The sequence below is a fragment of the Natranaeroarchaeum sulfidigenes genome, assembly GCF_017094485.1.
GTDB lineage: Archaea > Halobacteriota > Halobacteria > Halobacteriales > Natronoarchaeaceae > Natranaeroarchaeum > Natranaeroarchaeum sulfidigenes.
The window spans coordinates 2077642-2101666 of record NZ_CP064786.1 but is presented as its reverse complement, the minus strand read 5'-3'; the positions used below and the strand labels follow the sequence as shown (position 1 = coordinate 2101666).

21 protein-coding genes, 1 tRNA gene and 1 pseudogene are annotated in these 24025 nt (G+C 59.9%); 11 read left to right on the top strand and 12 right to left on the bottom strand.

Translation table 11 applies throughout. The features are described from left to right. Position 1: 1 nt before the first annotated feature. Both AArcS_RS10830 and AArcS_RS10825 read right to left on the bottom strand, forming a co-directional pair. A complete protein-coding gene (locus tag AArcS_RS10830) occupies positions 2–1732 on the bottom strand; it encodes an ABC transporter substrate-binding protein (RefSeq protein ID WP_238477430.1) in 1731 nt (576 codons plus the stop codon). A 1463-nt stretch (positions 1733–3195) separates the two neighbouring features. Further along, a complete protein-coding gene (locus AArcS_RS10825) occupies positions 3196–4170 on the bottom strand; it encodes an aldo/keto reductase (protein WP_238477429.1) in 975 nt (324 codons plus the stop codon). A 94-nt stretch (positions 4171–4264) separates the two neighbouring features. Between AArcS_RS10825 and AArcS_RS10820 the strand changes: the two genes are divergently transcribed. Then, on the top strand, positions 4265–5155 hold the full coding sequence (locus AArcS_RS10820) for an NAD-dependent epimerase/dehydratase family protein (RefSeq protein ID WP_238477428.1): 891 nt from the start codon (positions 4265–4267) through the stop codon (positions 5153–5155). A gap of 87 nt (positions 5156–5242) precedes the next feature. Then, positions 5243–5809: a SprT-like domain-containing protein gene (locus tag AArcS_RS10815; RefSeq protein WP_238477427.1), complete on the top strand. Its 567-nt coding sequence runs from the start codon at positions 5243–5245 to the stop codon at positions 5807–5809. A 9-nt stretch (positions 5810–5818) separates the two neighbouring features. On the opposite strand, the gene AArcS_RS10810 is transcribed toward AArcS_RS10815, so the two are convergent. Next, on the bottom strand, positions 5819–6769 hold the full coding sequence (locus tag AArcS_RS10810) for an AAA family ATPase (protein ID WP_238477426.1): 951 nt from the start codon (positions 6767–6769) through the stop codon (positions 5819–5821). 96 nt (positions 6770–6865) lie between these two features. Between AArcS_RS10810 and AArcS_RS10805 the strand changes: the two genes are divergently transcribed. The 3 genes from AArcS_RS10805 (at position 6866) to AArcS_RS10795 (ending at position 8064) form a co-directional block, all read left to right on the top strand. Continuing rightward, positions 6866–6950, top strand: a tRNA-Ser gene (locus tag AArcS_RS10805). A 318-nt stretch (positions 6951–7268) separates the two neighbouring features. Further along, entirely contained in the window at positions 7269–7718 is a 450-nt protein-coding gene (locus AArcS_RS10800; protein ID WP_238477425.1) for a DUF7344 domain-containing protein, read from the top strand. Then, positions 7702–8064, top strand: coding sequence for a HalOD1 output domain-containing protein (locus AArcS_RS10795; RefSeq protein WP_238477424.1), 363 nt, complete (start codon positions 7702–7704; stop codon positions 8062–8064). The genes AArcS_RS10800 and AArcS_RS10795 overlap by 17 nt, the downstream gene beginning before the upstream one ends. Positions 8065–8073: 9 nt before the next feature. Here AArcS_RS10795 and AArcS_RS10790 read toward each other — a convergent pair whose 3' ends face one another. Beyond that, the gene (locus tag AArcS_RS10790; protein WP_238477423.1) at positions 8074–8994 is read right to left on the bottom strand and encodes a phosphatase PAP2 family protein; all 921 of its coding nucleotides are present in this window, start codon (positions 8992–8994) and stop codon (positions 8074–8076) included. A gap of 153 nt (positions 8995–9147) precedes the next feature. Between AArcS_RS10790 and AArcS_RS10785 the strand changes: the two genes are divergently transcribed. Continuing rightward, a complete protein-coding gene (locus AArcS_RS10785) occupies positions 9148–10233 on the top strand; it encodes a GNAT family N-acetyltransferase (protein WP_238477422.1) in 1086 nt (361 codons plus the stop codon). Here AArcS_RS10785 and AArcS_RS10780 read toward each other — a convergent pair. The 5 genes from AArcS_RS10780 to AArcS_RS10760 form a co-directional block, all read right to left on the bottom strand. Then, a complete protein-coding gene (locus tag AArcS_RS10780; protein WP_238477421.1) occupies positions 10230–11213 on the bottom strand; it encodes a polysaccharide deacetylase family protein in 984 nt (327 codons plus the stop codon). The genes AArcS_RS10785 and AArcS_RS10780 overlap by 4 nt on opposite strands. 115 nt (positions 11214–11328) lie before the next feature. Beyond that, positions 11329–12837: a (R)-citramalate synthase gene (locus AArcS_RS10775; RefSeq protein ID WP_238480001.1), complete on the bottom strand. Its 1509-nt coding sequence runs from the start codon at positions 12835–12837 to the stop codon at positions 11329–11331. Positions 12838–13143: 306 nt separating this feature from the next. After that, positions 13144–13491 (bottom strand): DUF192 domain-containing protein, encoded by a 348-nt coding sequence (locus AArcS_RS10770; RefSeq protein ID WP_238477420.1) that lies wholly within the window; start codon positions 13489–13491, stop codon positions 13144–13146. 3 nt (positions 13492–13494) lie between these two features. After that, positions 13495–13830, bottom strand: coding sequence for a 2Fe-2S iron-sulfur cluster-binding protein (locus AArcS_RS10765; RefSeq protein WP_238477419.1), 336 nt, complete (start codon positions 13828–13830; stop codon positions 13495–13497). Between the two features lie 66 nt (positions 13831–13896). Next, on the bottom strand, positions 13897–14295 hold the full coding sequence (locus AArcS_RS10760; protein WP_238477418.1) for an acyl-CoA thioesterase: 399 nt from the start codon (positions 14293–14295) through the stop codon (positions 13897–13899). A gap of 105 nt (positions 14296–14400) precedes the next feature. Here AArcS_RS10760 and AArcS_RS10755 point away from each other — a divergent pair, with 105 nt between their 5' ends. Together AArcS_RS10755 and AArcS_RS10750 are read left to right on the top strand one after the other, a co-directional pair. Next, entirely contained in the window at positions 14401–15771 is a 1371-nt protein-coding gene (locus AArcS_RS10755) for a geranylgeranyl reductase family protein (RefSeq protein WP_238477417.1), read from the top strand. A gap of 201 nt (positions 15772–15972) precedes the next feature. Beyond that, positions 15973–16881, top strand: a complete 909-nt coding sequence (locus tag AArcS_RS10750) for a serine/threonine-protein kinase RIO2 (protein ID WP_238477416.1) — start codon at positions 15973–15975, stop codon at positions 16879–16881. Between the two features lie 208 nt (positions 16882–17089). Here AArcS_RS10750 and AArcS_RS10745 read toward each other — a convergent pair whose 3' ends face one another. Next, positions 17090–17323 carry a DUF1328 domain-containing protein gene (locus AArcS_RS10745; protein WP_238477415.1) on the bottom strand — a complete coding sequence of 78 codons (234 nt, stop codon included), beginning with the start codon at positions 17321–17323 and terminating at the stop codon, positions 17090–17092. A 272-nt stretch (positions 17324–17595) separates the two neighbouring features. Between AArcS_RS10745 and AArcS_RS10740 the strand changes: the two genes are divergently transcribed. Together AArcS_RS10740 and AArcS_RS10735 are read left to right on the top strand one after the other, a co-directional pair. Beyond that, positions 17596–18186 (top strand): 50S ribosomal protein L15e, encoded by a 591-nt coding sequence (locus tag AArcS_RS10740; RefSeq protein ID WP_238477414.1) that lies wholly within the window; start codon positions 17596–17598, stop codon positions 18184–18186. Between the two features lie 151 nt (positions 18187–18337). Next, positions 18338–18460: pseudogene (locus AArcS_RS10735) on the top strand (DsbA family oxidoreductase); the annotation flags it as partial. 20 nt (positions 18461–18480) lie between these two features. On the opposite strand, the gene AArcS_RS10730 reads toward AArcS_RS10735, so the two are convergent. Beyond that, positions 18481–19644, bottom strand: a complete 1164-nt coding sequence (locus AArcS_RS10730) for a site-2 protease family protein (RefSeq protein WP_238477413.1) — start codon at positions 19642–19644, stop codon at positions 18481–18483. 108 nt (positions 19645–19752) lie between these two features. Here AArcS_RS10730 and thiD point away from each other — a divergent pair, with 108 nt between their 5' ends. After that, positions 19753–21030: a bifunctional hydroxymethylpyrimidine kinase/phosphomethylpyrimidine kinase gene (gene thiD / locus AArcS_RS10725; protein WP_238477412.1), complete on the top strand. Its 1278-nt coding sequence runs from the start codon at positions 19753–19755 to the stop codon at positions 21028–21030. Between the two features lie 18 nt (positions 21031–21048). Here the strand turns inward: thiD and AArcS_RS10720 are convergent, their stop codons facing one another. Next, a complete protein-coding gene (locus AArcS_RS10720; protein ID WP_238477411.1) occupies positions 21049–23946 on the bottom strand; it encodes a methyl-accepting chemotaxis protein in 2898 nt (965 codons plus the stop codon). Positions 23947–24025: the final 79 nt, after the last annotated feature.

Here is a 24025-nt window from a genome sequence, read left to right as displayed (position 1 = left end):
TTCATTCTTCTCTGGCAACGAGTTTTCCTTGCCGAACGAGGTACGTCGTCGGGAAGTCCACGTGTGCGTCCGGATCATCCGTCGAGGCAGCCATGAACTCATCCGTCGAGATGAACGACTGGTCCTGCTTTTCCATGACCGGTAACATCACGAGGTCCTGGTTGACAACCCAGGCCAGCCGCTGGACGTACTCGCGTTCTGCTTCCTGATCCTCCGCTACGGCGAGGTTCTGTAGATCTTCTTCCGGGACGAACGTTTCAGACCCGCTGTCCTCGCCGACAGGCGGCAGTTCGATCTCGCTGGCATCGTAGTTCCGCACGTTCTCGGTATCCCAGCTATCCAGTAGCCATTCGAGACTGAAGTATGGGTGGCGCTGCACGTTTGCCCACTCGTGGAGTGCGACGTCGAAGCCCTCGTCCCCGTAGATATCCTGCCCCCAGTACGCGGCTTCGTCCCGGGAGATGAACTCCGCCTCGATCCCGAAGTCGTTGAGAGCGTCGTTGAACGTCTGAATCGCGTCGACCCAGTCGCTGTAGCCGGACGGCGCTTTCACGGGGAACTCGAGGACGTCTCCGTCCTCATCGACCCACGTGCCATCCTCTTGCTCGAACCCGGCACTTTCGAGCAGTTCCGCTGCACGGTCGGTGTCCACTTCGTACTGGTTGAACTCATCAGCGTGATCACCGAGCCACTCGTCGGCCGTCCCGTCGTGATTACCCAGAATCCCCGATGGCGTTGTTACCGGCGCTTCCGTGTTGGGGCCGGCGTTCGACGCCACCGTCTCTCGGTCGATGACGTGAGCAATCGCCTGCCGAACCTCCTGCTGGCCGAAGTGTTTATGATCGTGGTCGAACAGGATCCCCATGCCGAAGTTCGCATCGAGCAGGTATTCACGGACGTGGCCCGGGAATCCCTCCACGATATGGGGCGGCGTAAACACCGTATGGAGGCCGTGGATCTCGCCCGCCTCAATTTCTTGCCAGCGTCCCTCGTTCGTATCGAGGAACCGGAAGTGGTAGCCGGAGAAATTGATGTTGTCGGCATCGGGATGGTCCTCGAACCGTTCGAGGTGGAGCTCCTGTTCGACTGTCTGTTCGAAGGCGAACGGCCCGCTTCCGATCGGATCTTCGATCGTGAATTCGCCGAGTGTTTCACCATCGGCGTTCTCCCCCTCGCCGCCGTCCTCAAAGTCCTCCAGGAAGTCCTGGTAGTACTCGGCGGGTGTATCCAGGGTAATCTCCATCAGGAAGTTGAGGAACATCTCCTCGCCGAGCGGTTGCTCAAACTCCATTTCGACCGTGTGATCGTCCACGGCTGCGATCGTCTCCAGGTCGACGAAGTTCCCGAGATTACTGCCGTCGTACAGTTCCAGTTTGAGCTTGCGGACCACGTCCTCGGCTGTGATGTCGGTGCCGTCGTGCCAGGCCATTCCCTCGCGAATCTCCAGCGTGGCGTCGTTCTGGGTGACAGTCCAGTCCGTGACGACGCCCGGCTGGAACGTGTTGTCGAGTTTTTCCTGGTAGACGAAGTCGTCGAACAGCACCAGGCCCGGGCGCCATGGGTAGTTACTGTCGTTGTACGGGTTGAACTGCATGTTCTCCGGCGGGACGACAACGGGTGTCACGAACGCCGTGTCGACGAACTCGGTCTCCGACGGGTCCGGGAGCTCCTCTCCCTCAGTGGATTCGTCGTCACCGTTTCCGAAGCATCCAGCAAGGCTGGAAACGCCCACAAGTCCAGCAGCTTGGAGAATCCTTCTGCGTTTTTTCGATGTAACTGGTCTATCGACTGGCGTACTATGGTCTGACATTGCATGTATACGTACTTATTCATACTATATAATTATTTTTCTCCTCTAAGGCGAGGATTCCGCCAATACATTGGTGCATAAGAATAATACTATTGTCATACTGAATCGTGGCTTGACGGAGTTTTTGAGCGTTTAAATACAGTTGTTGGCAGGAGCAATAAGCAAATCGGTATTTTACTATAGATGTCTAATAACGGCCAACACATATTTTTTTGGACAGTTTACTCGGAGCCATGTCTTGTCTTTTTTGATCAGATTAGGAATGATCTCAAAATCTAGGAACTCATATATAATAATTATCGATAGTGGTTTGGACCAGGGACAGGGTGTACCACTCAACTACCGTCCGAATCATTCGCCTGTTATCCCAACGTATTGGTGCCTACCGCACCAACAGTCCGGGGCAAGGTTTCGACCACACTCCAGATCCTACTATTTCACACGTGCGGCCGTCCATCGAACTGACAAAGACGGGAGACAACGCGACAGATCTGCTGGCCGCAAAGACAGGGACTTTACAAACATATGCGTGTAAACACAGGCCGCGCCCGGTGGTCCGTTCGCCGAGCCACTATTTTACATATGTACATATGTCTTCTCTTCCCGTTACGGTGAGTTTGATACCATCGATCGAGCTCCGGAGGACTCGTGATTCGGCGCAATGATCGGCAAGCTGACGCGCGCTAACACGGAAGGATCACCGGTAGTAAAACGTCAATATAAGTATTAGTCTTTGGAATTCACAATTCTCTATTATGTGGCATGGGCAGGAGCTGAAAGCACAGACAGTTGTATGATTATTGCAATAGTACCAATAGCTACGAGGGTCAAGCTCATACCGAGACGGTTAATCCCCCTCTGAGATAGCGTTGAGACGACACTGGACTCCGAGAGTCACATCGCTAAACAACCCCAATGGTTCGTACCTGAGCGACGAGACAGGTTATTCTTTCCCGTTACTTCGGTGACGATACTATCGCCACACCGCCATACATCTCTGTCCAGAGGCTTATGCCACGACATAGCGAAAGACCCACCATGTGTTGTACGAATACAACAATATAACACCACATTCTCGGTTCGGCCCAGGGTGGCGCACACGAGATCGACCAACCAGCGACCGGATATGTTCGGCACGATTATATTTCGTATTATCGGTTTGAACCACCAGTACAACCCGAGGTACGGATGTCGCTGTACTCGACAACCGTCGTTGTGTCTTTTTTAGTTAATTTCTGTATGCTCACACTTCTTCTACAGGGAGCACACCTACCCTCGACTGGAAAATATAAAAATACAACAATAAAAATAATTCTTATTAATTTGATTCAGAATTGCTCACAGGTACCACTGCTGACTGGGACACAATCAGGGTGTTGGTAGTCTTACTTATGGCCGACGATCGGTTGCGGTTCGTATGGCTCCTCCAGATACTGGACATCGGAGTCCGAGAGGTCGATCTTGAGTGCTTCGACTGCCTGTTCGAGATGTTCGATCGAGGTCGTTCCGACGATGGGGGCGTCCACGTACTCGTTCTGAAACTGCCAGGCAAGACCGATCTGTGCCATCGTTACACCGTATTCGGCGGCGAGCTCCTCGACACGTTCGTTTATCTCTCGGCCGCCACCACGGACGTAGTCTGGCGTCGGGTTGTGGTAGTTGTCGGGATCACCACGGTCGGTCCGTTCGAGCGCCTCGAACGGGCGAGTGAGGAATCCCTGACCGAGAGGTCCCCATGGGATCACCCCGATATCTTCACGGTCGCACAGCGGTAACATCTCCCGTTCCTCCTCGCGGTACGCGAGGTGATAGTGGTTCTGCATCGTCTCAAACTGGACGAGGTCCTCACGCTCGCTGATCCGCAAACGACGTGCGAGCTGGTGTGTCCACATCGATGAGGTACCGACGTGACGGACATCGCCACGTTCTACCGCGTCATCGAGGGCTCGGAGCGTCGTTTTCGGTGGGGTGTTCGGGTCCACACGGTGGGTCTGATAGAGGTCGATCGTCTCCATACCCAGTCGATCGAGACTGGCGTCGAGTTCCTGCTCGATGGTCTTCCGGGACAGCCCGGTGGCGTTCGGGTGCTCATCCCCCGCCGGGAACCTGACCTTCGTCGCGACGACCTGTCGGTCCCGATCATACTCCGCAAGAACATCGCCAAGAAGCTCCTCGGATTCCCCATCGGAGTAGGCGTTGGCGGTATCGAAGAAGTTCACCCCGAGGTCGATCGCCCGTTCGATCAACTCGCGGCTTTCCTCCCGGTCGAGCATCCACGATTCTTCACTGCCGAAGCTCATGCAGCCGAGGCAGATCTTCGAGACTTCCATACCCGTGGAGCCGAGCGTAGTGTACTCCATGAATATCCATTCGTGACCGAAGTACAAAGAATAGAACCAAAGCATGAGCCATATTGAAATGAATGATTATACACATAGAGTACAATAGTCAGGTATGACGGAGACCATCGTTGTTACGGGCGCACTCGGAGGGGCAGGGAAATGGATCGTCGATCGACTCAGAGCCGACTACGAGGTCCTCGCGCTTGATCAGCGACTTCCGACGACCACGGGGATCGAAGACGTGAGTTTTCAGAAGGTGGATCTAACCCAGCAGGGGCCCGTCTGGGAGATGATACTCGACGCCGATCCCTCGACTGTCGTCCACTTTGGAAATATTCCTCATCAGGAGAACCACGCAGGCGGCGAGGTTTACGAGAACAACGCCGTAAGTACGTTCCACGTACTGGAAGCGGCCGGGCGTGCCGGGGCGGATATCGTCTGGGCGTCGAGCGAGACCGTCTATGGAACTCACTGGCCGGAACCGAAACTACCGGAGTATCTCCCCGTAGACGAGGAGCATCCCGTCGCCCCCTGGAACGGCTACGAGACCTCGAAGCTCGCTGGCGAAGCCGCTGCAAAGCGAATTGCGAACGCGTTCGACGTGTCGGTCACGACGATGCGCCCGACATGGATCCAGTATCCGGGTCGCTATCAGATCACGCCGATCAGGAAGTCGTTCGACTTCGAGAGTGCGGGCAGATTCGGTAACCTCTGGTCCTATGTCGACATCCGGGACGTCGTTTCCTTTGTCGAGGCGGCGATCGACGAGGCACCAGCAGGACACGAGGTGTACAACGTATTTGGTCCCGATAACTTCCTCGGGGTCGATACGGCCGATGCGATCGAGGCGGGATACGACTCGCTTCCTGAAGAGTGCTGGCTGGAGGACGACGAGCCCGCGTATACGAACGCGAAGGCGACGGCGACGCTGGGCTGGGAACCAGAACAGTCCTGGAAGACTGCCGAAGACGAGGATATTTCAGCTCCGTCGTTCGACGTCTGAGGGACCGACCCGGATTCCGGTGCACTGGCACCGCGTTTCGTCCCCTGAAACTATACACGGTGAACACCAACCGTAGCTCAAACTCATATGCACTCGGAGACAGACCGGGCTGACCGGTCCGAAGCCGTCTTCCTGGATCGAGCACGGGCGTATGCCCAGGACATCCCCATCGACGTCGATCTCGACGCGATCCAGTGGACGGTCTCTCATCGCGCCAGACGCCGCGCCGGTTCCTGTCGGTACGATAGCGATAGCGGAGCGGTCACGGTCAGGCTCGCGTGGGACGCCTACCGAGAGCACGGCTGGGATGAGATGGCGGCCGTGATCCGCCACGAACTCGTCCACGCCTGGGAGTTCCAGCAGTTCGGCGAGTCCGGTCACGGCGCGCGGTTTCGGGACAAAGCAGACGAAATCGATGCACCGCGACACTGCAGCCCGTTCAGCGAGCCCCGACTGCGACTCGTCTGTACCGCCGAGGACTGTGACTGGTCGGCAGATCGGTTTCGCGCGTCGGTGACGGTAACCGAACCGAACACGCGACGCTGTGGGGTGTGTGGCGCGCGCTATCGCGTCGAACACGTCGCTACCGGTCGGTCGTGGCGGACGAACGAGGGGTACGAACAGGCACGAAAACAGATCGGTGACGAGTGGTAACCCGGTGCGCTATTCGACCGTCGGTACGGGGACGGCGTCGAGCACGTCATCGATGAGTGCACCCTTCGAGACGCCGTCGACTTTCGCCTCGGGCGTCAAGACGAGGCGGTGAGCCAGTACCGGTTTCGCGATTTCGGCCACATCGTCGGGCGTAACGTAGTCACGGCCAACCATCGCGGCGCGAGCGCGTGAGGCCTCGAGCAGACTCTGTGTCCCGCGTGGCGAAACGCCGACCGAGACTTGCCGTAGTGCACGGGTCCGTCCGATGATTTCCACGAGGTAGGAGACGACATCATCGGTTACCTTGACGGTTTCGGGCACCTCTCGGAGTTCCGATACCGCCTCCTCGGAGATCGCACGTTCGACACTCGGAACCTGTTCGACACGCCCGAGGCGGCGGTGCAAGAGCTCTTCTTCGCCAGCTTCGTCGGGATAGCCGATCGAGCTCTTGACGAGGAAGCGGTCGACCTGCGCCTCGGGGAGCGGGAACGTCCCCTCCTGATCGACCGGGTTCTGTGTCGCGATAACGAAAAATGGGTCCGGCAGTTCGTGAGTGTCACCGTCGACGGTGACCTGCCCCTCGCCCATCGCTTCGAGCAGCGCGGCCTGCGTTTTCGGCGGCGCACGGTTGATCTCGTCAGCCAGCACCACGTTGGCGAAGATCGGCCCCTTGCTGAACTCGAAGCTTCCATCCTGCTCGTTGAAAATGTGTGTCCCGGTCACGTCGGTCGGCAGAAGATCGGGGGTGAACTGTACACGGGAAAACGATAGGTCGAGGGCGGACGCGAAACTGTTCGCAGTAAGCGTCTTTCCGGTCCCCGGAACGTCTTCTAACAGCACGTGTCCGCGGGAAACGACGCCCAGCAGTACGGTTTCGAGAAATTCACGATCAGCGATAACGGCCTCGGAGATGGAGTCGAGGACGGCTTCACACTCCTCGCTCGCTTCAGCTACGTCCATGGTTTGGTAGGGACAGTCGTCCCACATATGTGTACCGATGCCATTCGACGCCCGAACCGAAACCGATAAACTGTCCCGCCGGGAATGAACGGATGAGCCGAGGTAGCCTAGCCTGGCCAAGGCGGTTGCTTCGAGAGCAACTGTCCATCCGGACACAGGAGTTCAAATCTCCTCCTCGGCGCTTCTATCGACGCAACGTCTGGTGAGAGACCTCTGTGTCTCTCACCCCGTGTCGATAGAACGTCACTGTGGAGTTTGAACGAGAGAAGACGCAGCACGACCGACGGAAGCGACCGTCTTCGCGTTGTTCAAATCTCCTCCTCGGCGTTTTCACGAAGCAAGACGGCGAGAGACCTTCGTGTCGCTCGCACTCGTGAACGTGAACTCAATAGCTGCTGATACGTAACTTGCTGGCAAGCAAACGCCCGTAAATGACATTATAGGCGCTCTAGCCCAGCTTTAGGAAAAATGTTTTATCTATGTGTCACCTCATTTGCGCATGGCTGGTGAACCAGATCCGAACGAGAAGACGCGGTTCGATACGTCCACATCGCCTGATGGCCGATCACTGCCGTCTGACGTCCTAGAAATCGACCCCGCGTACGAGGCACTGGGCCATCCCCGACGTCGGTATCTCTGCTACACGCTGCTCGAAGATACCGAATGGTCACTGACTGAGCTGGCGACGAAGATCGCGGCGTGGGAGAACGACATCCCCGAAAACGAGGTAAGCGACCGCAAGCGTGAGGCGGTGAGCGTGTCGCTGTACCACGCACACATCCCGAAGCTGGTTGACGAGGGCGTAGTTGCGTTCGACGATGCCAGGGAAACGATCAGACCCGCTGAGCACGCCGAGCAGGTCCTGACCGCGCTCGAAGGGATCGGTGCCAGCCTCGACGCAAATCAGGAAGCGCACGCACGGAGTGAAATGCATGACCAAAGAAATTAGCGGCGGGACGATGAGCGACGACGACCCAGCCACTGAGGGAGCCACTCACTGGTCACAGGTATCACAGCACAACTACAGGCCCGATGGAAACAAAGAACTCACTACCGTAATTATCTACGCGCTCGCGGAAGCCGAAGACCGCCCGCCAGTCGAAATTAAATCGCCTCCGCTGTACGACTTCGTGGACGTACCAGCGATCGAAGCGGCGTTCTTTGGCCCGGACGTGACCGATGATTCGCGTCAGGGTGTCGGCACCGTCGAATTTCAGTATGACGGATATATGATAAAGATACGAAGCGATGGCTGGGTTCAGGTGTACGAACCGGCAGAAGCCGATCTCTCGTAGATGAGTATCTCAATCGTCACCGAGTGGGGTGTCCTCCGCCTCGAACCGGCGTCCCCGGAAGGGAAGCACCCGCTGTAGTCGCTGTACTGTCGGGTGATCCTCGATCCGAATAGCGAACGCGGGAAGCGCAATCGTCATCGCGGTCAACAGGCTGTATCCGACGATTTCGAGACCGACGACGAGCGGACTGAACGCCACATTCGGAGCGGAGAGGCCAAGCAGCTCGGGCAGTAAGCGCAGGAACAGGATGCCGATGAGGGCGAGGGCCCCCACTGTTAGCACTGCCGCACCCGTATCAGTGGTCGGTCTGTCACGCACGTAGTACCAGCCGATGGTGCCGCCAAAGGACGCACCGAGCGTGAGCGAGACGAACTGTCGCGAGCCGAGCAACAGCGCTCCAACCGCAATGCCGGTTGCAAGCACGAACGTGGGCCCGGGGTCGAACACGCCCTCCTGTGCCAACCAGACGCCGACAGCAACGAGCGCGAGACCGAGTGCGACGCCGACGGCGACGTCACCGACGTAGTGGACGCCAATGACGACTCGCGAGAGGGCGATAAGGCCGATGAGGATGCCCGCCAAGACGTACCGGACGCGGCGGCGACCCCACTCCATCGTCACTGCGAGTGCACCGTAAAACGCTGCTGCACCCATTGCGTGGGCGCTCGGGAAGGTGTAGCCCGGGTAGGCTTCGGGCGAGAACGCCAACTCGGGCCGAGGGATCTGGAAGATTCCCTTGAGTCCGGCCGACAGCGCGAGCGCGGCGATACCGACCGCGATCACGAACGCCCGATCCCGGCGATTGTCCGGCGCGCCAAACCAGTAGATGAGAACGCCGAGGACGACAAGCAACGCACCGTCGCCGAGATGCGTGATCAGGTCGAACGCAGACGCTGTTGGCTCGACGGCCTCCCGTGCAATCTCATTCATCGAGTCGTCCCAGAGAGGACTATAGGGTGACATACCGATATGTACTCAAACAACAACGGCTGCGTGAATATAGAACTGGTGGCCTGACCCGGCCAGTCATGGCGGAGCAATCCGCACGAACGCTTTCATTACGGATCGTCGTAGTACAGTATAGTGCAGAGCACAGCCCACGCGATTCGGCGGTACGAGTCACGGGATCTGGTTCCCTTCCTTGACCTGTACGAAACTGTCTTCGATGACGACCGTGACGAGGAGTGGTTTGACTGGAAATACCGACAGAACCCGTACGTCGATCACGTTCCGATGCTAGTTGCGACCGACGACTCGGGGCGGATTATTGGTGCTCGGCCCTTCCTTGCGCTTCCCCTGGCTATCGGGGGACGCCGTGAGCTCGCGTTACAGCCCTGCGATACGATGGTCCATCCGGATCACCGCCGACAGGGGGTGTTCACTCGAATGACCGAACGTGCTATTGAACGATACGCCGACCACGAGGCTGCGCTGTTTTTCAACTTCCCCAACGAGCACTCGCGGGCTGGCTACGAGAAGGTAGGGTGGGAACCGATCGGACAGGTCAGGACACGGTATCGCCTCCACCAACCCTCGGACGAGCTATCAGGGGGATCGACGACTCAGAATATCGCGGGGTCGGTCGCAAACGTCGTACAGCGAGGCTACCTGGGCATTCTCGATAGACTGGCACAGACGCCGAGGGCCATGACAGTCTCGAAGCACGAGAGTTCCCCTCTCGACGAGTTATTGACACTGTACCGAAGCGCCACTCCGTCAGGTGTACACGTACTCAGGGACGACCCGTTCTTTCGATGGCGGTTCGAGAATCCGGACTGGACGTACAGGTACTACCTCGTCCACGAGCGCGGCGAACCGATCGCCGGGGCGATCGTCGGACAGAACGTCAGGGAGGCGGGACATATACGGATCACCGACGTAATTCCGCTCACACCGACAAACGATGCAACAGCGGCCCTGCTCGCTGCGATAATCGACGACAATCAAGATGCCAATGCGATCCTCGCGCCGTCGACGCTTCCGTGGAACGTCTGTACCAGATTCGGATTTCTATCGGACACGCGGCTCCCGCTGTCCGTGGTCAGTTCACCGACGACGCTCGTCGCTCGCCCCGCTACGCGTGACGGTGATGTCTGGCCACCCGGACTCCAACCCGCACGAACACGTTCTAACTGGTCGATCACGTTCGCGGAACGGGATACGAGCTAGGGTTGCTCCGACCCCGGATTCCCCATTGGTGCGGTCGTCGAGACCAGCCCATGTCGGTCCCGCACCCGCTCGTTGAGCGTCGCCATCGGAGCGACGTCGAGTAGGCCCCTGTCAACGAGGTCGCCGAGTCGGCGGAGATAGGCGGCGATGACCTCGAACTGGGCGTCGTTGGCGAGGTCGTACAGGTGACACCACAGATGAAGATGGCCGTCCTCGCCAATCGCACGACCGGTCGCCTGATCGAGCGCGCGAGCGTGAAGCCGCTGGCGCAGGCGCACGGGAAGCGGTCGAAACACCGGATGAGTGGATCGCTGGCCGGACGGGAGCGCCGGAGCCGTCAGCGTCGCTGGCGTCGAACAGTATGTTCTGACGATGCCGTCCTCGATTGTCGGTTCGATCGTCGGCGGTGGCGCAAAGAGCAGTTCCGTCGCTCGCCGGATACCGGTAGTCCCAGTGGGGGCGCTCTCACGGACGATTTCGATCCCAGCCTCCTGCATCACGGTTGCCGAAGGGACGTAATGACGCGGCGGGACGAGTGAGGGCGTTCGCTCGCCGAGGTGCTCCTCGTGCTGGTGCTGTGCGAGCACGAGATCACGGAGGAACTCTGCGTCCGTTGCTTTCGCGGCCGGAAGGTGTGAGAAGGTGTGTGTACAGAGTTCGTGATCGACAGATCGAGACCGGATCGCCTCGATCATGTCGGGGGCGTAAAACAGCGGATCGGCCGCGACGTCGGTCCCGGGATCGGCGTCGAACCAGCCCTCCGGCGCTGGGCCGCCGTGCTCGCCGTTACACGAAGTAGAGAACAGGTGCCCGACCACGTCGAAGGTGATCGGTACGTCGACCTCATCACAGAGGTCGAGCAGTCTGTGGAGATACATGCGTTCCGCTCGGCCGCGATCGCTGAGGTGGTCCCACTCGTCGATATCGTGAACTCCCCAGCCGAGTTCGAGTTCGATGCTGATGGTGAGAGTTGCAGCCATCGTCTCAACAGACGGCTACCCCGATAATAGTAGTCGGCCCCTACGTCGAGGATCGGCCGATCTGATGGACTTCAGTGCCCTGACAATCGAAGAAATCGGAGGTCGGTGCCCGTACTCAGTCGTCGGCCAGTACTTCCGGCTCCTCGCCAGGCACAGTCAGGAGCCGATCCATCGCATCGACCATCGCGCTGACCGAGGCGGAAGTGATGTCAGTATCGCTTTTCGCGACAGTTACCGAGTGATCACCACGGCTCATCTCGACTTCGACCGTGACGACGGCGTCGGTACCGCCGGTGATCGCATCGACTTCGTACGAGTCCAGTGAGACGTTTGCGACCTGACCGATCGCCTCGCGAACCGCCGTCACTGCGGCATCGACCGGCCCGCTGCCGGTGCCCGAGGCGACGCGTTCCTCGTCGTCGACCCGCAGCCGAACGCTCGCTGTTGGGATGCCGCCCCCACTCGCTGCAGTGAGATCGAGCACCTCGACGCGGCGTTCCCGGTCGGTCCCCTTGACGTCTTCCGCGATCGCGAGCAGGTCGGCGTCCGTGACGCGCTTGCCGCGGTCGCCGATCTCCTTGATGCGTTTGACGACGCGCGTCAGTTCCTCGTCGTCGACCTCGACGCCGTGTTCTTCGAGCGCGGCGCGGGCCCCGGCGCGACCGGTGTGTTTGCCGAGCACGATCCGGCGCTCTCGGCCGACCTTCTCCGGTGGATAGGGCTCGTACATCCGGTCGTCCTTGAGCGTCCCGTCGGTGTGGATGCCGCTCTCGTGGGTGAAGGCGTTTTCACCTGTGACCGCCTTGTTCGGCGGGAGCTGGACGCCCGTGGCCTGTGCGACGGCCTGTCCGAGGCTGTACAGCTGCGTCGTGTCAACCGTCTCGATCCCGTAGCTGTGATCGAGCGCGATCGCGACCTCTTCGATGGCGACGTTGCCAGCGCGCTCACCGAGGCCGTTGACGGTGCCGTGGACGAGATCCGCGCCCGCGGCGACGCTCGCCAGCGCGTTCGTCAGGCCCATCCCGAGGTCGTCGTGGGTGTGGGCGCTGACGGGGCCGTACTCGGCCAGCGTGGAAACGATCTCGTAAGATCTCTCCGGCCCGGCGTGACCCACGGTGTCCGCGTAGCAGACGCGGGTCGCCCCGGCGTCGAAGGCCGTCGCCATGAGCTCTTCGAGGAATTCGAGATCGGCGCGACTGCCGTCCTCTCCGATCACCTCGGTCCAGAGGCCGTGATCGCGGGCGTACTCGACCAGTTCGGCCGTGTCGGCGATCACTTCCTCGCGGGTCGTGTTCACCTTCGTCTCGATGTGACGATCGCTTCCCGGCACCACGATCGTGACACCGTCGACATCACAGTCGAGCGCGAGGTCGATGTCGTTTTGCACGCCGCGAGCGAAGCTCGTGATCGTCGCGTCCAGATCGAGGTCGGTTACCTGTTTGATCGTTCGACGCTCGCCCTCGCCGGTACAGGCGCTTCCCGCCTCGATCACGTCGACCCGGGCTCGATCCAGCGCCCGGGCGATGTCGGCTTTCTCGTCGGGCGTCAACGAGATGCCCGGTGCCTGTTCGCCGTCCCGAAGTGTCGTGTCCAGTAGCGATACATCTGTCTCGTCGTCGTACAGCGGATTCGTGGCGGGATCGCCGCCGAAGAAGCCGCGCGAATCTCCAGGGTTCACGTGTTGGTCACTCGTCCCCGAGAATTTCGCGCCCAGCCGGGTTGCCCCGACTTCCTCTATCCTCGGAATCCGACTGAGAGGAGTCCTCTCGTGTCATATCCATCATGAAACAGGCGCACACGGCAAATAAACCTCACGGTTCCACAGCCCCCGGTCGTCTCGACCCATCACGACCGCAGCAGCGGCGAATACGGATAACTTCAATTAGTGAAGTAATACACTTCGAAGACTGTAGTATTGGTCGCTGAATGATTAGTCGGTCACTGAGACCCGATCACCGACGGAGACGTCCTCCCCAGCACCCGCGGGCAACTCGATGACCAGATCTGCCTTCGCTTTTCCGAGGCCGGTCCACGCAGACAGCGTCTCGACACGGGTGACCTCGCCGTCGGCGATCCAGATCGCGTCGATCGGGAAGGGAACGAAAAGCATGTGGAGGCTCCGCGAGGCGACACCGTCGAACTCGAACACCAGCGCGTAGTCGTCGGGGATCGACCAGCGGAACATGAGTCCCCGACCGCGCGAGAGAATGCCAGTAGCCCGCTCGACGTTCGAGGCCAGTATCTCGGAGATGCCATCGTACTCGTGACGAACCTGCACGGTTCAGTCGTCGGCGGCCGCGTCACCCGCGCCCGCCTCGGCGGCCACGTCGTCGTCGATGCTCGGCGGGTACTTCCCGCGATCGAGCTTGACGTCCGACTGCGGGCGAGCCATGCAGGTCAGTGCGTAGTTTTCGGCTTCGGCCTCGGTGAAGCCGCGGGCGGCGGGCTGAGTGACCTCGCCTTCCACGATTTCGGCTGTGCAGGCCAGACACATTCCGACGCGACAGGAGTACTCCTGGGCGATCCCCTCTTCCAGACAGCGGCTGAGAATCGTCTCCGTATCCGATACTGTAATCGACTCGTCCCGGCCCACGAACTCGACGGTGTACTCGGTCATACTTCCATGCTACGAACGAGCCTGATAAAACTCTTTATTCACCTGTTTCGTTGCGGCCGTGTCTGGTCACCCGGCACGGTTCTGCTCGATATCAAACCGCTCCGCCCACTCCTCGGCTACCGGCCGTGGTTCGTCGTCCTCGTCGAGAAGGACTTGCGTCGTCCGGGCAGTCGCAGCGCGTTCGCCGTCGGCGCGGATCTCGTAGTCCAGTGTCACGCTCGTCGTGCCGATCTCGGCGACGCGCACGGCGACGGTTACCTCGTGGTCGACGAGGATCGGCGACTCGTAATCAACCTCGACGTGGGCGATGACCGTTGATATATCTCGGTTACCGATCACGTCTCGGAAAAACTTGATTCGTGCCGATTCGAGATAGGTGACATACACCGCGTTATTGACGTGGCCGTAGGTATCGAAATCGTTGTAGCGTTTTTCGATCGTCGCCGTGTACTCGTAGTCGCTCACGTCTCCGGAGAGGACGGTTCGGAACTAATAGGTTGTCGTCGATGAGCCCGGACGAGTGTATCCGACAAGTAAAACGTTTTGACCGTGGGGATACGACCCGTCTTTATGACCACATCGGAGCACGACGTCGTTGTCGTCGGAGCGGGGACCTCGGGCTGTTACGCCGCGGCCACCGCCGCAAACGCCGGACTCGACGTCGTTATTGTCGACCGAAAAGACGCCGAAGAAGCGGGACACATCGCCTGCGGTGACGCGCTGAAAGGGGCATCAAACTTCCCGGAATCGATCCCGCGCTCGAAGATCGAACCAGCGTTCACAAACACCGATGTCGACCACGGCCGCTTCGAGATTCCACAGGAAGACGAGGTGCTGGAAATTCCCGTACCCGGCGAACTCGCCGTGATCGACCGCTGGGAGTTCGGCCGCCTGCTCATCGAGGGCGCAGAGGAATCCGATGCCGAGGTCCACTACGACACCGTCGTCAAGGACGTCAATCAGGACGACGACGGGCGGGTAACGGGGATTGAAACGATCCGAAAGGGCGAGCCACGAACCTACGAGGCCGAGGTCGTCGTCGATGCTGCAGGTGCGCTGTCGATCCTTCAGGACTTCGCCGAACTAGACGACGCGACTTTCGACACCAACGTCAGATACTCGCAGTTCTGTTCGGCCTACCGCGAGATCGTCCACGTCGATGAGCCGGTTGAGTGGTCGGACGCACTGGTGTTCAAACCGACCGAGCGGGCCGCGGGCTATCTCTGGTACTTCCCACGCACCGAGACCGAGATTAACGCCGGGCTGGGCTTCCAGATGAACGAGGAGCCGATGACACTGGTCGAGGATCTCAAAGACGACCTGGAGAACCGCGAGGAGTTCGAGGGCGCGGAAGTCGAGGACAAACTCGGTGCGTCGCTCCCGACGCGACGCCCGTACGACTCTGCGGTCGCGCCGGGCTACGTCGCAGTCGGCGATGCTGCCGCCCACGTCAATCCGACGACTGGCGGCGGGATCGCCGGTGCCGCATACGCGGGCCAGTACGCGGCCGAAACGATCGTCGATGCCCTCTCGAACGGCGGCCCGACCGAGGATGCACTCTGGGAGTACAACGAACGGGTGATGGACCATTTCGGCGGACGCTACGCCGCACTCGATGTCTACAACATCCATATTACTGGTGGCGAGCTCGACGAGCTAACGAGCCTGCTTGCGGCCCTGCCGGGCGAGCAGATCGCTGAATCCCTGTACTCGGGGTCAACGTCGATCCCGCTGTCCGTGAAGCTCAAGACCGCCTACAAGAGCTTCGGTCACTGGGGAAGCATCTACAAGCTCTATCAGACCAAAGAACTCGCCGACGAGTTACTGGACCACTACGACGATTACCCATCCTCCCCCGATGGCTTCGACGCCTGGCGGGGCCGTCGTGACGAACTGATGGACGAAATATACGAGACGACCGGCGCGGAGCCAAAGTACTGACTGTCGTCTTCGAGACGCTGTCCCCACGCTGCTCGTACCTCACAACTCCAAACCACCTGTTTGATCGAATCACATTTGTAGTTCTTACAGTGTCAGTATCTCCTCAGGGCTCGCACCGATTTTATATCGCAATATGTGGTTTACTAACTGCATATCGACCAACGCATGGTGCTTATACACGCGCAGGCGATACGTGTCCCTATGGTACAGAACGTCGCCGGGATCCTTCCGGAGCTCGACCCCGAGGACTTCTATCTCCTGTCGGGAGTCGAGCAGGGAATGCGATTTTCCGAGTGGGTATCGCGCGAAAAGCTTCCGGACTTTGCGGATCTCACTCCCGAAGAGGTCGAGTACCGACTCGATCGCTGCCTCGACCGCGGATTGATCGAACGGAAGACGATCCAGTATGAGGGGTACACGCTGACCTTCGAGGGGTACGATGCGCTGGCGTTGCGTACGTTCGCCGAGCGGGAGACGATCACCGGGTTCGGCGCGTCGCTCGGTGTCGGCAAAGAAAGCGACGTGTTCGAGGTTCAGTCCTACGAGCCAATGGCACTGAAGTTCCACCGTGAGGGGTATACAAACTTCCGAGAAGTGATGAAAGAACGCGACTACACCTCGGATCGTCAGCACGTCTCCTGGCTCTACACCGCACGGAAGGCAGCGGAGCGCGAGTACGAGGCGCTCGAAACCCTGTATCCGGATGTTTCGGTTCCCCGGCCGATCGATCACAACCGCCACGCAATCGTGATGGAGAAGATCGACGGTGTCGAGCTCTCGCGCACGGGGCTGGAAGACGAACAGGTACTCCCAGTTCTGGATCTCGTCCTCCGCGAGATGCAGACAGCCTACCGCGAGGGGCGAGTTCATGCGGACATGAGCGAGTACAATGTCTTCGTCGGCTCTGAGGGAATCACGATATTCGACTGGCCCCAGGCGATCCCAGCCGACCACGAGAACGCCGAGGAGTTCCTCGAACGGGATGTCGAAAACATTGTAAACTACTTCAGGCGCAAGTATCCCCAGCACGTCGAGGAGTACGACGTTGGGGCAGTCGCCCACTCGATCGAAAAAAACGAGTTCGACCGGGTCGAAGCTCACTCGGTCTGACCTCGCTTACGGACTAACGCAGTGACCGGCGGCCCTAAAGAAGTGATACCGACATCGAGAGGAGAGTAACCTCCATAATAAACTGCATAAAGCTATATCAAAACTGCATGTTGCAGGAGATCGGAATATCGAGTTCTACAAGCTGACAGGCCGAGTACTTCGGGGCTGACCCCGATGCGGTTCACAGATCACAGCTCTTTGTGCGAAATCATAGCAACAGCGAGATAATCGCCAGGACGAGGAAAATCAGGATGAAGATCCGGGCAATCTCCATGGAGACGCCTGCGATGCCGCGTGCACCAACGGCAGCGGCGATGATCGCGAGGACGAAAAACAGGATCGCCCACTGGAGGAAATCACCGGTCAGCTGTACCGGCAGGGACTGAACACTCTCGATTATCGATTCCCAGCCAGTATAGCCGAGCAGATTGGCGTATGACATAGATTCCCGTAAGACGATCGGCCTCTTTGTAATGATACTGCTATTAGCAGTACCGCGAGCTTTCAGTGGCACACTACGGTATTACCCGGCGAAATTTCAACTTACTCGGATCCTGCCAGGAGTCTCGCAGGTGCTTTCGAAGGTCTTAAACTCCGAACAGCGGTATTCCAGAGTAACTCGCTGGACGACGGGCCCCAGCGGGCACCTGTCATCGACAGGACGGAATGTGGCCGGGCTCCCGGCTGAACCACCCAACGCCCGTGGTGAAACATATGGCACGAAGTTTCTACTCACACATCAAGGAAGCCTGGAAGAACCCGGGCGACGGCAAACTTGCCGAACTCCAGTGGCAGCGCAAACAGGACTGGCGGGATCAGGGAGCGATCGAGCGCGTCGATCGACCCACCCGTCTGGATAAAGCACGCGAACTCGGCTACAAGGCCAAGCAGGGCGTCGTCGTCGCCCGCGTGTCGGTCCGCAAAGGATCGGCCCGCAAGGTGCGACACAAGGCCGGTCGCCGAACCAAGCGACAGGGCGTCAACCGCGTCACCCGCCGGAAGAACCTCCAGCGGATCGCCGAGGAGCGCTCCGGCCGCAAGTTCCAGAACCTCCGCGTCCTCAACAGTTACTGGGTCGGGGAGGACGGCAGCCAGAAGTGGTTCGAGGTAATCCTCATCGACCCCAACCACCCCGCCATCCAGAACGACGACGATCTCAACTGGATCTGCGACGATACCCATCAGGGTCGGTCCTACCGTGGCAAGACCAGCGCCGGTCAGCGCGGTCGTGGCCAGCAGGGTCGTGGCAAGGGTACCGAGCACACGAAACCATCGATCAGCGGCGACCGCAACCGCGGCAAGTAGACGCGTTTCGACGTCTATTTTCTTCGACGCAGCGTCCACCAGCAGCCGGTCTACTCTAACATCGGCTTTTTGACCATATTTGCCCAAGCCTACAGCATGACCCGTGTCCTACCACGAGGCGCTCGCCGTGATGGTCTCCGAGCGGGTCGAGGCTGCCCATCGCCGTGGCGTCACCGGCGTCCCGGCTTTCGCACGCGACGGCTACAGCCCACGCGGTGCGGTTCCGCCCGAGCAGCTAGTACACCTGATCGAGGGCGTCTATACCGAGTACTGAACTATCGAGAAGCGGGTCGATCAGGCGTAGCCGTCCGCGTCCAGATCCGTCTTCGAGATGTCGCCCAGCCCCTGTGTCGTCTCCAGGGCAGTCATCAGGTCGCGCTGGGAGATCGTGCCGTACACCTGGCCGTTCTCAGTGACGACGATCCGATCCGTTCGCTCCTTACTGATGAGCATGAGCGCCTCGAAGGCGTCTGCATCGGGACCGATAGTCGGTGGATCCGCACGCATTACGTCCGAGACGCGGCGGCTGTCGCGCTCGTCCGGTTCGACGTCACGTAGCTCCGCCAGCGTGACAAGCCCCACGAGCTCGGTTCCATCGACGACGGGGTAGCCGTTCCGGCGCTCGGTGACGATCCGTTCGAGCAGCGTCTGGACGCTGTCGCCCGCATCGACCGCGTCACCACGGTCGGTGAGGAGGTCCCGAACCGTGATCCCGCGAAGCAGATCACGCACGACCGTCGTCCGCGACTCCGCGGAGGCGGCGACGTAAATGAACATGGCGATCAGGAGGAGCAAGAGTGCCCCGGAGAGGACGGCAACGATCGCCATCACGACAGCAAAGCCCTGCCCGACGGCGGCCGCAGTCCTTGTTGCGGATGCGTAGGGGCGTCGTCTCGCGAGGAGCGCGCGCAGCACCCGCCCCCCGTCCATCGGGAACGCAGGAAGCATGTTGAACACTGCCAGTGAGACGTTCAGAACCGCAAGCAGGCCGACGACGTAGAGGACGAGCGGAGCCGACGCTGGGACGACCTGGAGTGCCGCAAAGAACCCCCCGGCAAGCACGAGGCTCGTGATCGGCCCGGCGATGGCGATCCAGAACTCGACGTTCCAGTCCTCCGGAAGCTCTTCCATGTGGGCCATCCCGCCGAAGATCCACAGCGTGATCGACGTGATCCCGACATCGAAGTAGCGTGCAGTCCATGAGTGACCGAGTTCGTGGACCAGCACGCTAGCGAACAGCCCGACTGCGGCCGTGATGCCGAGCAAGATCGGTGTCTGGCCGCTCGCGAGCGCGTCGGGATCGACGGCATGAGGCGAGACCAGTTCGACGGCAGTCGCGTACGCCGCCAGCTGTTCGGGTCGACTGATCAGATACGCGAGCAACGGCAAGAAAACGACGAGCGTGATGTTCAGACGGATCGGGATCTTCGTGATCGATCCGATCGTGAAGTTTCGCATACGTGATCGTACGTTCGAAGGATAATATTTCGTCCGGACTCAGCCTGTAGGTTGCGACAGCCCCAAAACCCCATCACCCATTTATATCTTGAACTTATATCACACGGCATGAAACCCGCAGCTCCCGAGCACCGTCCTGTGGCGTTGACGATTGCCGGAAGCGACTCCGGCGGCGGCGCAGGCATTCAGGCCGATCTGAAGACGATGGAAGCGACCGGGGCGTTCGCTACCAGCGTGATTACCGCTGTAACGGCCCAGAACACTACCGGATTGACCAGCTCACAGGTCCTCCCGATCGACGAGATCGACGCGCAGTGTGACGCCGTCTTCAACGATTTCGAGGTAGCAGCGATCAAGACGGGGATGCTCGCGAGAGCCGAGGTGATCGAACTCGTCACCGATCGTGTGGCGACTGCGAGCGCCCCTGCTGTCGTCGATCCGGTGATGGTCGCCACCTCCGGCGACCGGCTGCTCGACGCCGACGCCGAGGACGCCTACGAGACATTGATCGGAGAAAGCACGCTCGTTACACCGAACGCCGACGAGGCCGAGGTGTTACTTGATGAAACTATCGAGACCACCGCAGACGCTCGGGCTGCGGGCGAACGGCTCGTCGGTATGGGTGCAGAGGCCGCGCTGGTCAAGGGAGGCCACCTCCACGAGGACGAAGAGACGGTCGTCGACGTACTCGTTACTGGAACGGGAATCGAGGAGTTCGAACATCCGCGAATCGACACGAACGCGACGCACGGCTCGGGCTGTACCCTGTCGAGTGCGATCGCTGCTCGACTTGCGGACGGTGACTCTGTTCTCGACGCTGTCGAGTGGGGGACCGAGTTCATGCACAGCGCAGTCCGCTACCACCACGATGTCGGGCAGGGGCCCGGAGCCGTAAACCATCTGGTCGACCTTCGAAACCGCGCGGATCGACAATATCTCGATCGGCGACTCGAAACGCTTGGGGAGCGAATCCGGAAGATCGGCGTTGATGGGTCGCAGGTGCGTCTCGCCGCCGCCAGTCGGTACGCAGAATCCAAAGCGGACGTCGTAACCGGAACGATGGCGTCCGACAGGGTGAATCGATCGGCGAACACTGCCGACGAGCGAGTCGTCCAGCGGCTCCTCGGCGTCCGGGATGCGGTTCCGACTGTCCGGTTTGCTGTCTCGGTGACGCTCTCCGAGGGTCAGGATTACATACACTCTTCACGGCACACTTACAGCGCAGACACACAGATTCGATCGGCGTGTCGGGACTGTGCAGCAGGGGCTACTGGAGATCCGATTATTCTTGAAGAACGCGGCGAGACCATAGTGTACTCCGTTTGCGGTTCGACAGTGGACGCGGTCGCTGAGAGGATCGGTGAACTCGAACACGAAGAGCAGTAAAATCAGTAGACCGGGTGTTCAGCTATCGTCGGACGGCTTCGTATCCGGACCGGACTCGACGAACGAGAACATATCGTCGCTCGTACTATCCTCGGTTTCCTCGTCGTCCGATTCGGCCGGTGGTTCTTCTTCGTCATCCGCTTCAGTGTCCTGCGCCGGTTCTGCCTCGACGTCCTGTTCCGGCTCCGCTTCGGCGTCCTGCTCGCTTGCCGGCGCTGCCACGGCGTCCTGCGGTGTTGTTTCGGCGAGTGGATCCGCTTGGGTCGGAGATTCACTCACTTGCTCGTCGTCCGCCTCGGAATCATCAGCTCCGAAGTTGATCCCATCGTCCGCCTCGGAATCATCAGCTCCGAAGTTGATCCCATCGTCGGCCGAGGAAGTCCGGTTCAGCGACGCGGGATCCGGGCCGCTATCCTCCTCCGGCTCCGCATCGAACTCCGGTGGTTCCTCAGTAGATTCTAGCGACTCCTCGCCTGCGTCGAGCGGTTCGTCGTCGCCACCGTCGTCCGTGCCGGATTCCTCGGGATCGGACGTCCCATCGTCGCTGGACGGGTCAACGGTCTCGTCGTCGGCGGCCGGGAGCGCGCTCTCACCGTCGTCTCCGAGTCCGCCTTCTGCATCCGCATCGGTCTCGAAGCGATCGAGTGCTTCGGAGAGCTGCGATGCCTGATTCGCAAGATCGGACGCGGATCGGGAAACTTCCGTGAGCGCAGTCGTCTGCTGTTCGGCTGCAGCGGCAACGTTTTCGGATTCTGCGGTCGTCTCCTCGGAGATTGTTGCGGCTTCGTCGACCATCGCGACCACTTCCTGTGTCGACGCTGCCTGTTGCTCGGTTGCCGCGGAGATCTCCTGAACACCAGTGTTGGTTTCCTGTGCGTAGTCCGCAATCTCGCCGAGTGCTTCCGCGGCATCCCTGACCGACTCTGTGTGGTCGGTGATCTCGGAACTGGTCTTCCGGACTTCTTCGGCGGTGTCGTCGGTCTGTGCCTTGATCCGTTCGAGGCGATCCTCGATATCTTCGGCGGCGTCCTTCGTATCGGCCGCCAGCTCTTTGACTTCTTCTGCCACGACGGCAAAGCCTTCACCCGACTCGCCCGACCGAGAGGCCTCGATATTGGCGTTCAGGGCGAGCATGTTCGTCTGCTCTGCGACCTCGGTAATGAACTCCAGCAGCTCGTCGATCTGGGCGACCTCCTTCTGTAGCTGTTCGATCTCCTCGACGGCAACCTCGCTCTCTGCCTCGATCCGGTTCATCCCCTCGATCGCCTCCTGGGCGGCTTCGCGCCCTTCACGACCAGTTTGTGCCGTTCGCTCGGCGATATCGGCGACCTCGTTCGAGGAGGAGGCGATCTCCTCGGTCGTCGTCGAGAGACCGCTCATCTCCTGGCTGACCGACTGTAGCGACTGGTTCTGTCGCTCCGCGCCGTCGGAGATCTCCTGGATCGATTCGGTGACCTGCTCGCTCGCGCTGCGAACCTCCTCACTGGAGGCAGTCACCTCTTCGCTGGCTGTAGCGACCTCGGTCGCGAAGCGTTTGAGCTGTTCGACGGTCGCTTCGATCTCGTCGAGCATGGCGTTGAAGTCCTCGCCGATCCCACGCATCTGCTCGTTGTCGGCGTCGACGGTCGCCCTGACGGAGAGGTCGCCATCTGCTGCCTGACCCATCACTGCACGGTATTCGGCGGCGGACGTTTGCAGGTCCTGATTGATCCGCTCGACGCGTTCGCGTTCTGACTCGGCTTCTTCACGGGCCTGCTGAGACTCGCGTATCTGTTCGCGAAGCGCGTCGCGCATGTTGGCAAAGCCTGCGTAGAGCCGGCCGATGTTGTCGATCCGCTTGGTCTCGAAGTCGACGTCGAGGTTCCCCTGTTCCATCTCCTCGGTTTTGGCCGTCAGACGGTCTATCGCGACGGCCGTGTTTCGACCGAGCGCGAGCCCGATAATACCGATGAGAAGCACACCTCCAGCGGTCGCGAACGCTCCGTACGTCGTCAGCGTGTCAGCGAAGCCGTAGGCCTGACTTTGTGGGGAGTGGACCACGACGATCCAGTCGCTATCGCTAGATGCTGCATAGCCAACGACATGGTCCTCGTCGCCGACACCGGATTTATCGGGTACGAACTGCGAGTCGACTTCCATCGATGCTGCTTCACGACGGTCTAGATCACGTGCCTCATCCAGTACCGGGCTATCGCTCGGATACGTCTCGCCGACATCCTCACCGACGTTGACGTCGTCCATCAGAATCGTATCACGCTCGTCGATGGCAAACGAGTACGAGTTACCGGCTGCACCGCCGATCCGATCCCCGGAGAGAATGTTCGACCCGACTGGCTCCATGTTGTGGACACCGACGACGATACGATCGTCGTCACCCGAAACACTGCGGTAGAACGCCACATACGGATCATCGTCTAGCTCGTACAGTTCTGACACATCGACGTTTCTGTGCTCGAAGTCGGGCTCGTCGAGCCACGGCCGATCCTCGGCGGTGTAGCTCTCACCACGCTCTCCAGGCGAGGACGAGGCGACAATCTCGCCGGTCGAGGTATCGACCAGATGCACATCTGTCAGCGTGTTAGCGCTGGTGTCGGCACCTCGATCTCCCCGGAACTCCTCGAGATAGGTGTTAACGCCATCGTCACTCGTATCAGCCTGAAGACGGTCCTCCCGTGACAGCGAAAGCACCTCTATCGCGCTCTGTTCGAGCCAGTTATCGACGCTCTGTGCGTCGGACTGGGCGGTCGCTTCGAGATCTTCTTTTGCGCTCTGCTCGACCTGATCTGACATTAGCGCCGTGGCGACGCCACCAACGAGAGCCACGGAGATGCCAAGAATGATCACGACGATGGCGAACTTCGCCGCGTAGCTACTGCGTATCCGGTTAGGAACGATTCGGCGGAGTAAATCCAGCATAGTCGGCTACAATTCTCTGAAGTAATATAAAATCATGCATTAGTTACCGACAGGATTCATTCGGGATATATTCGGTAAC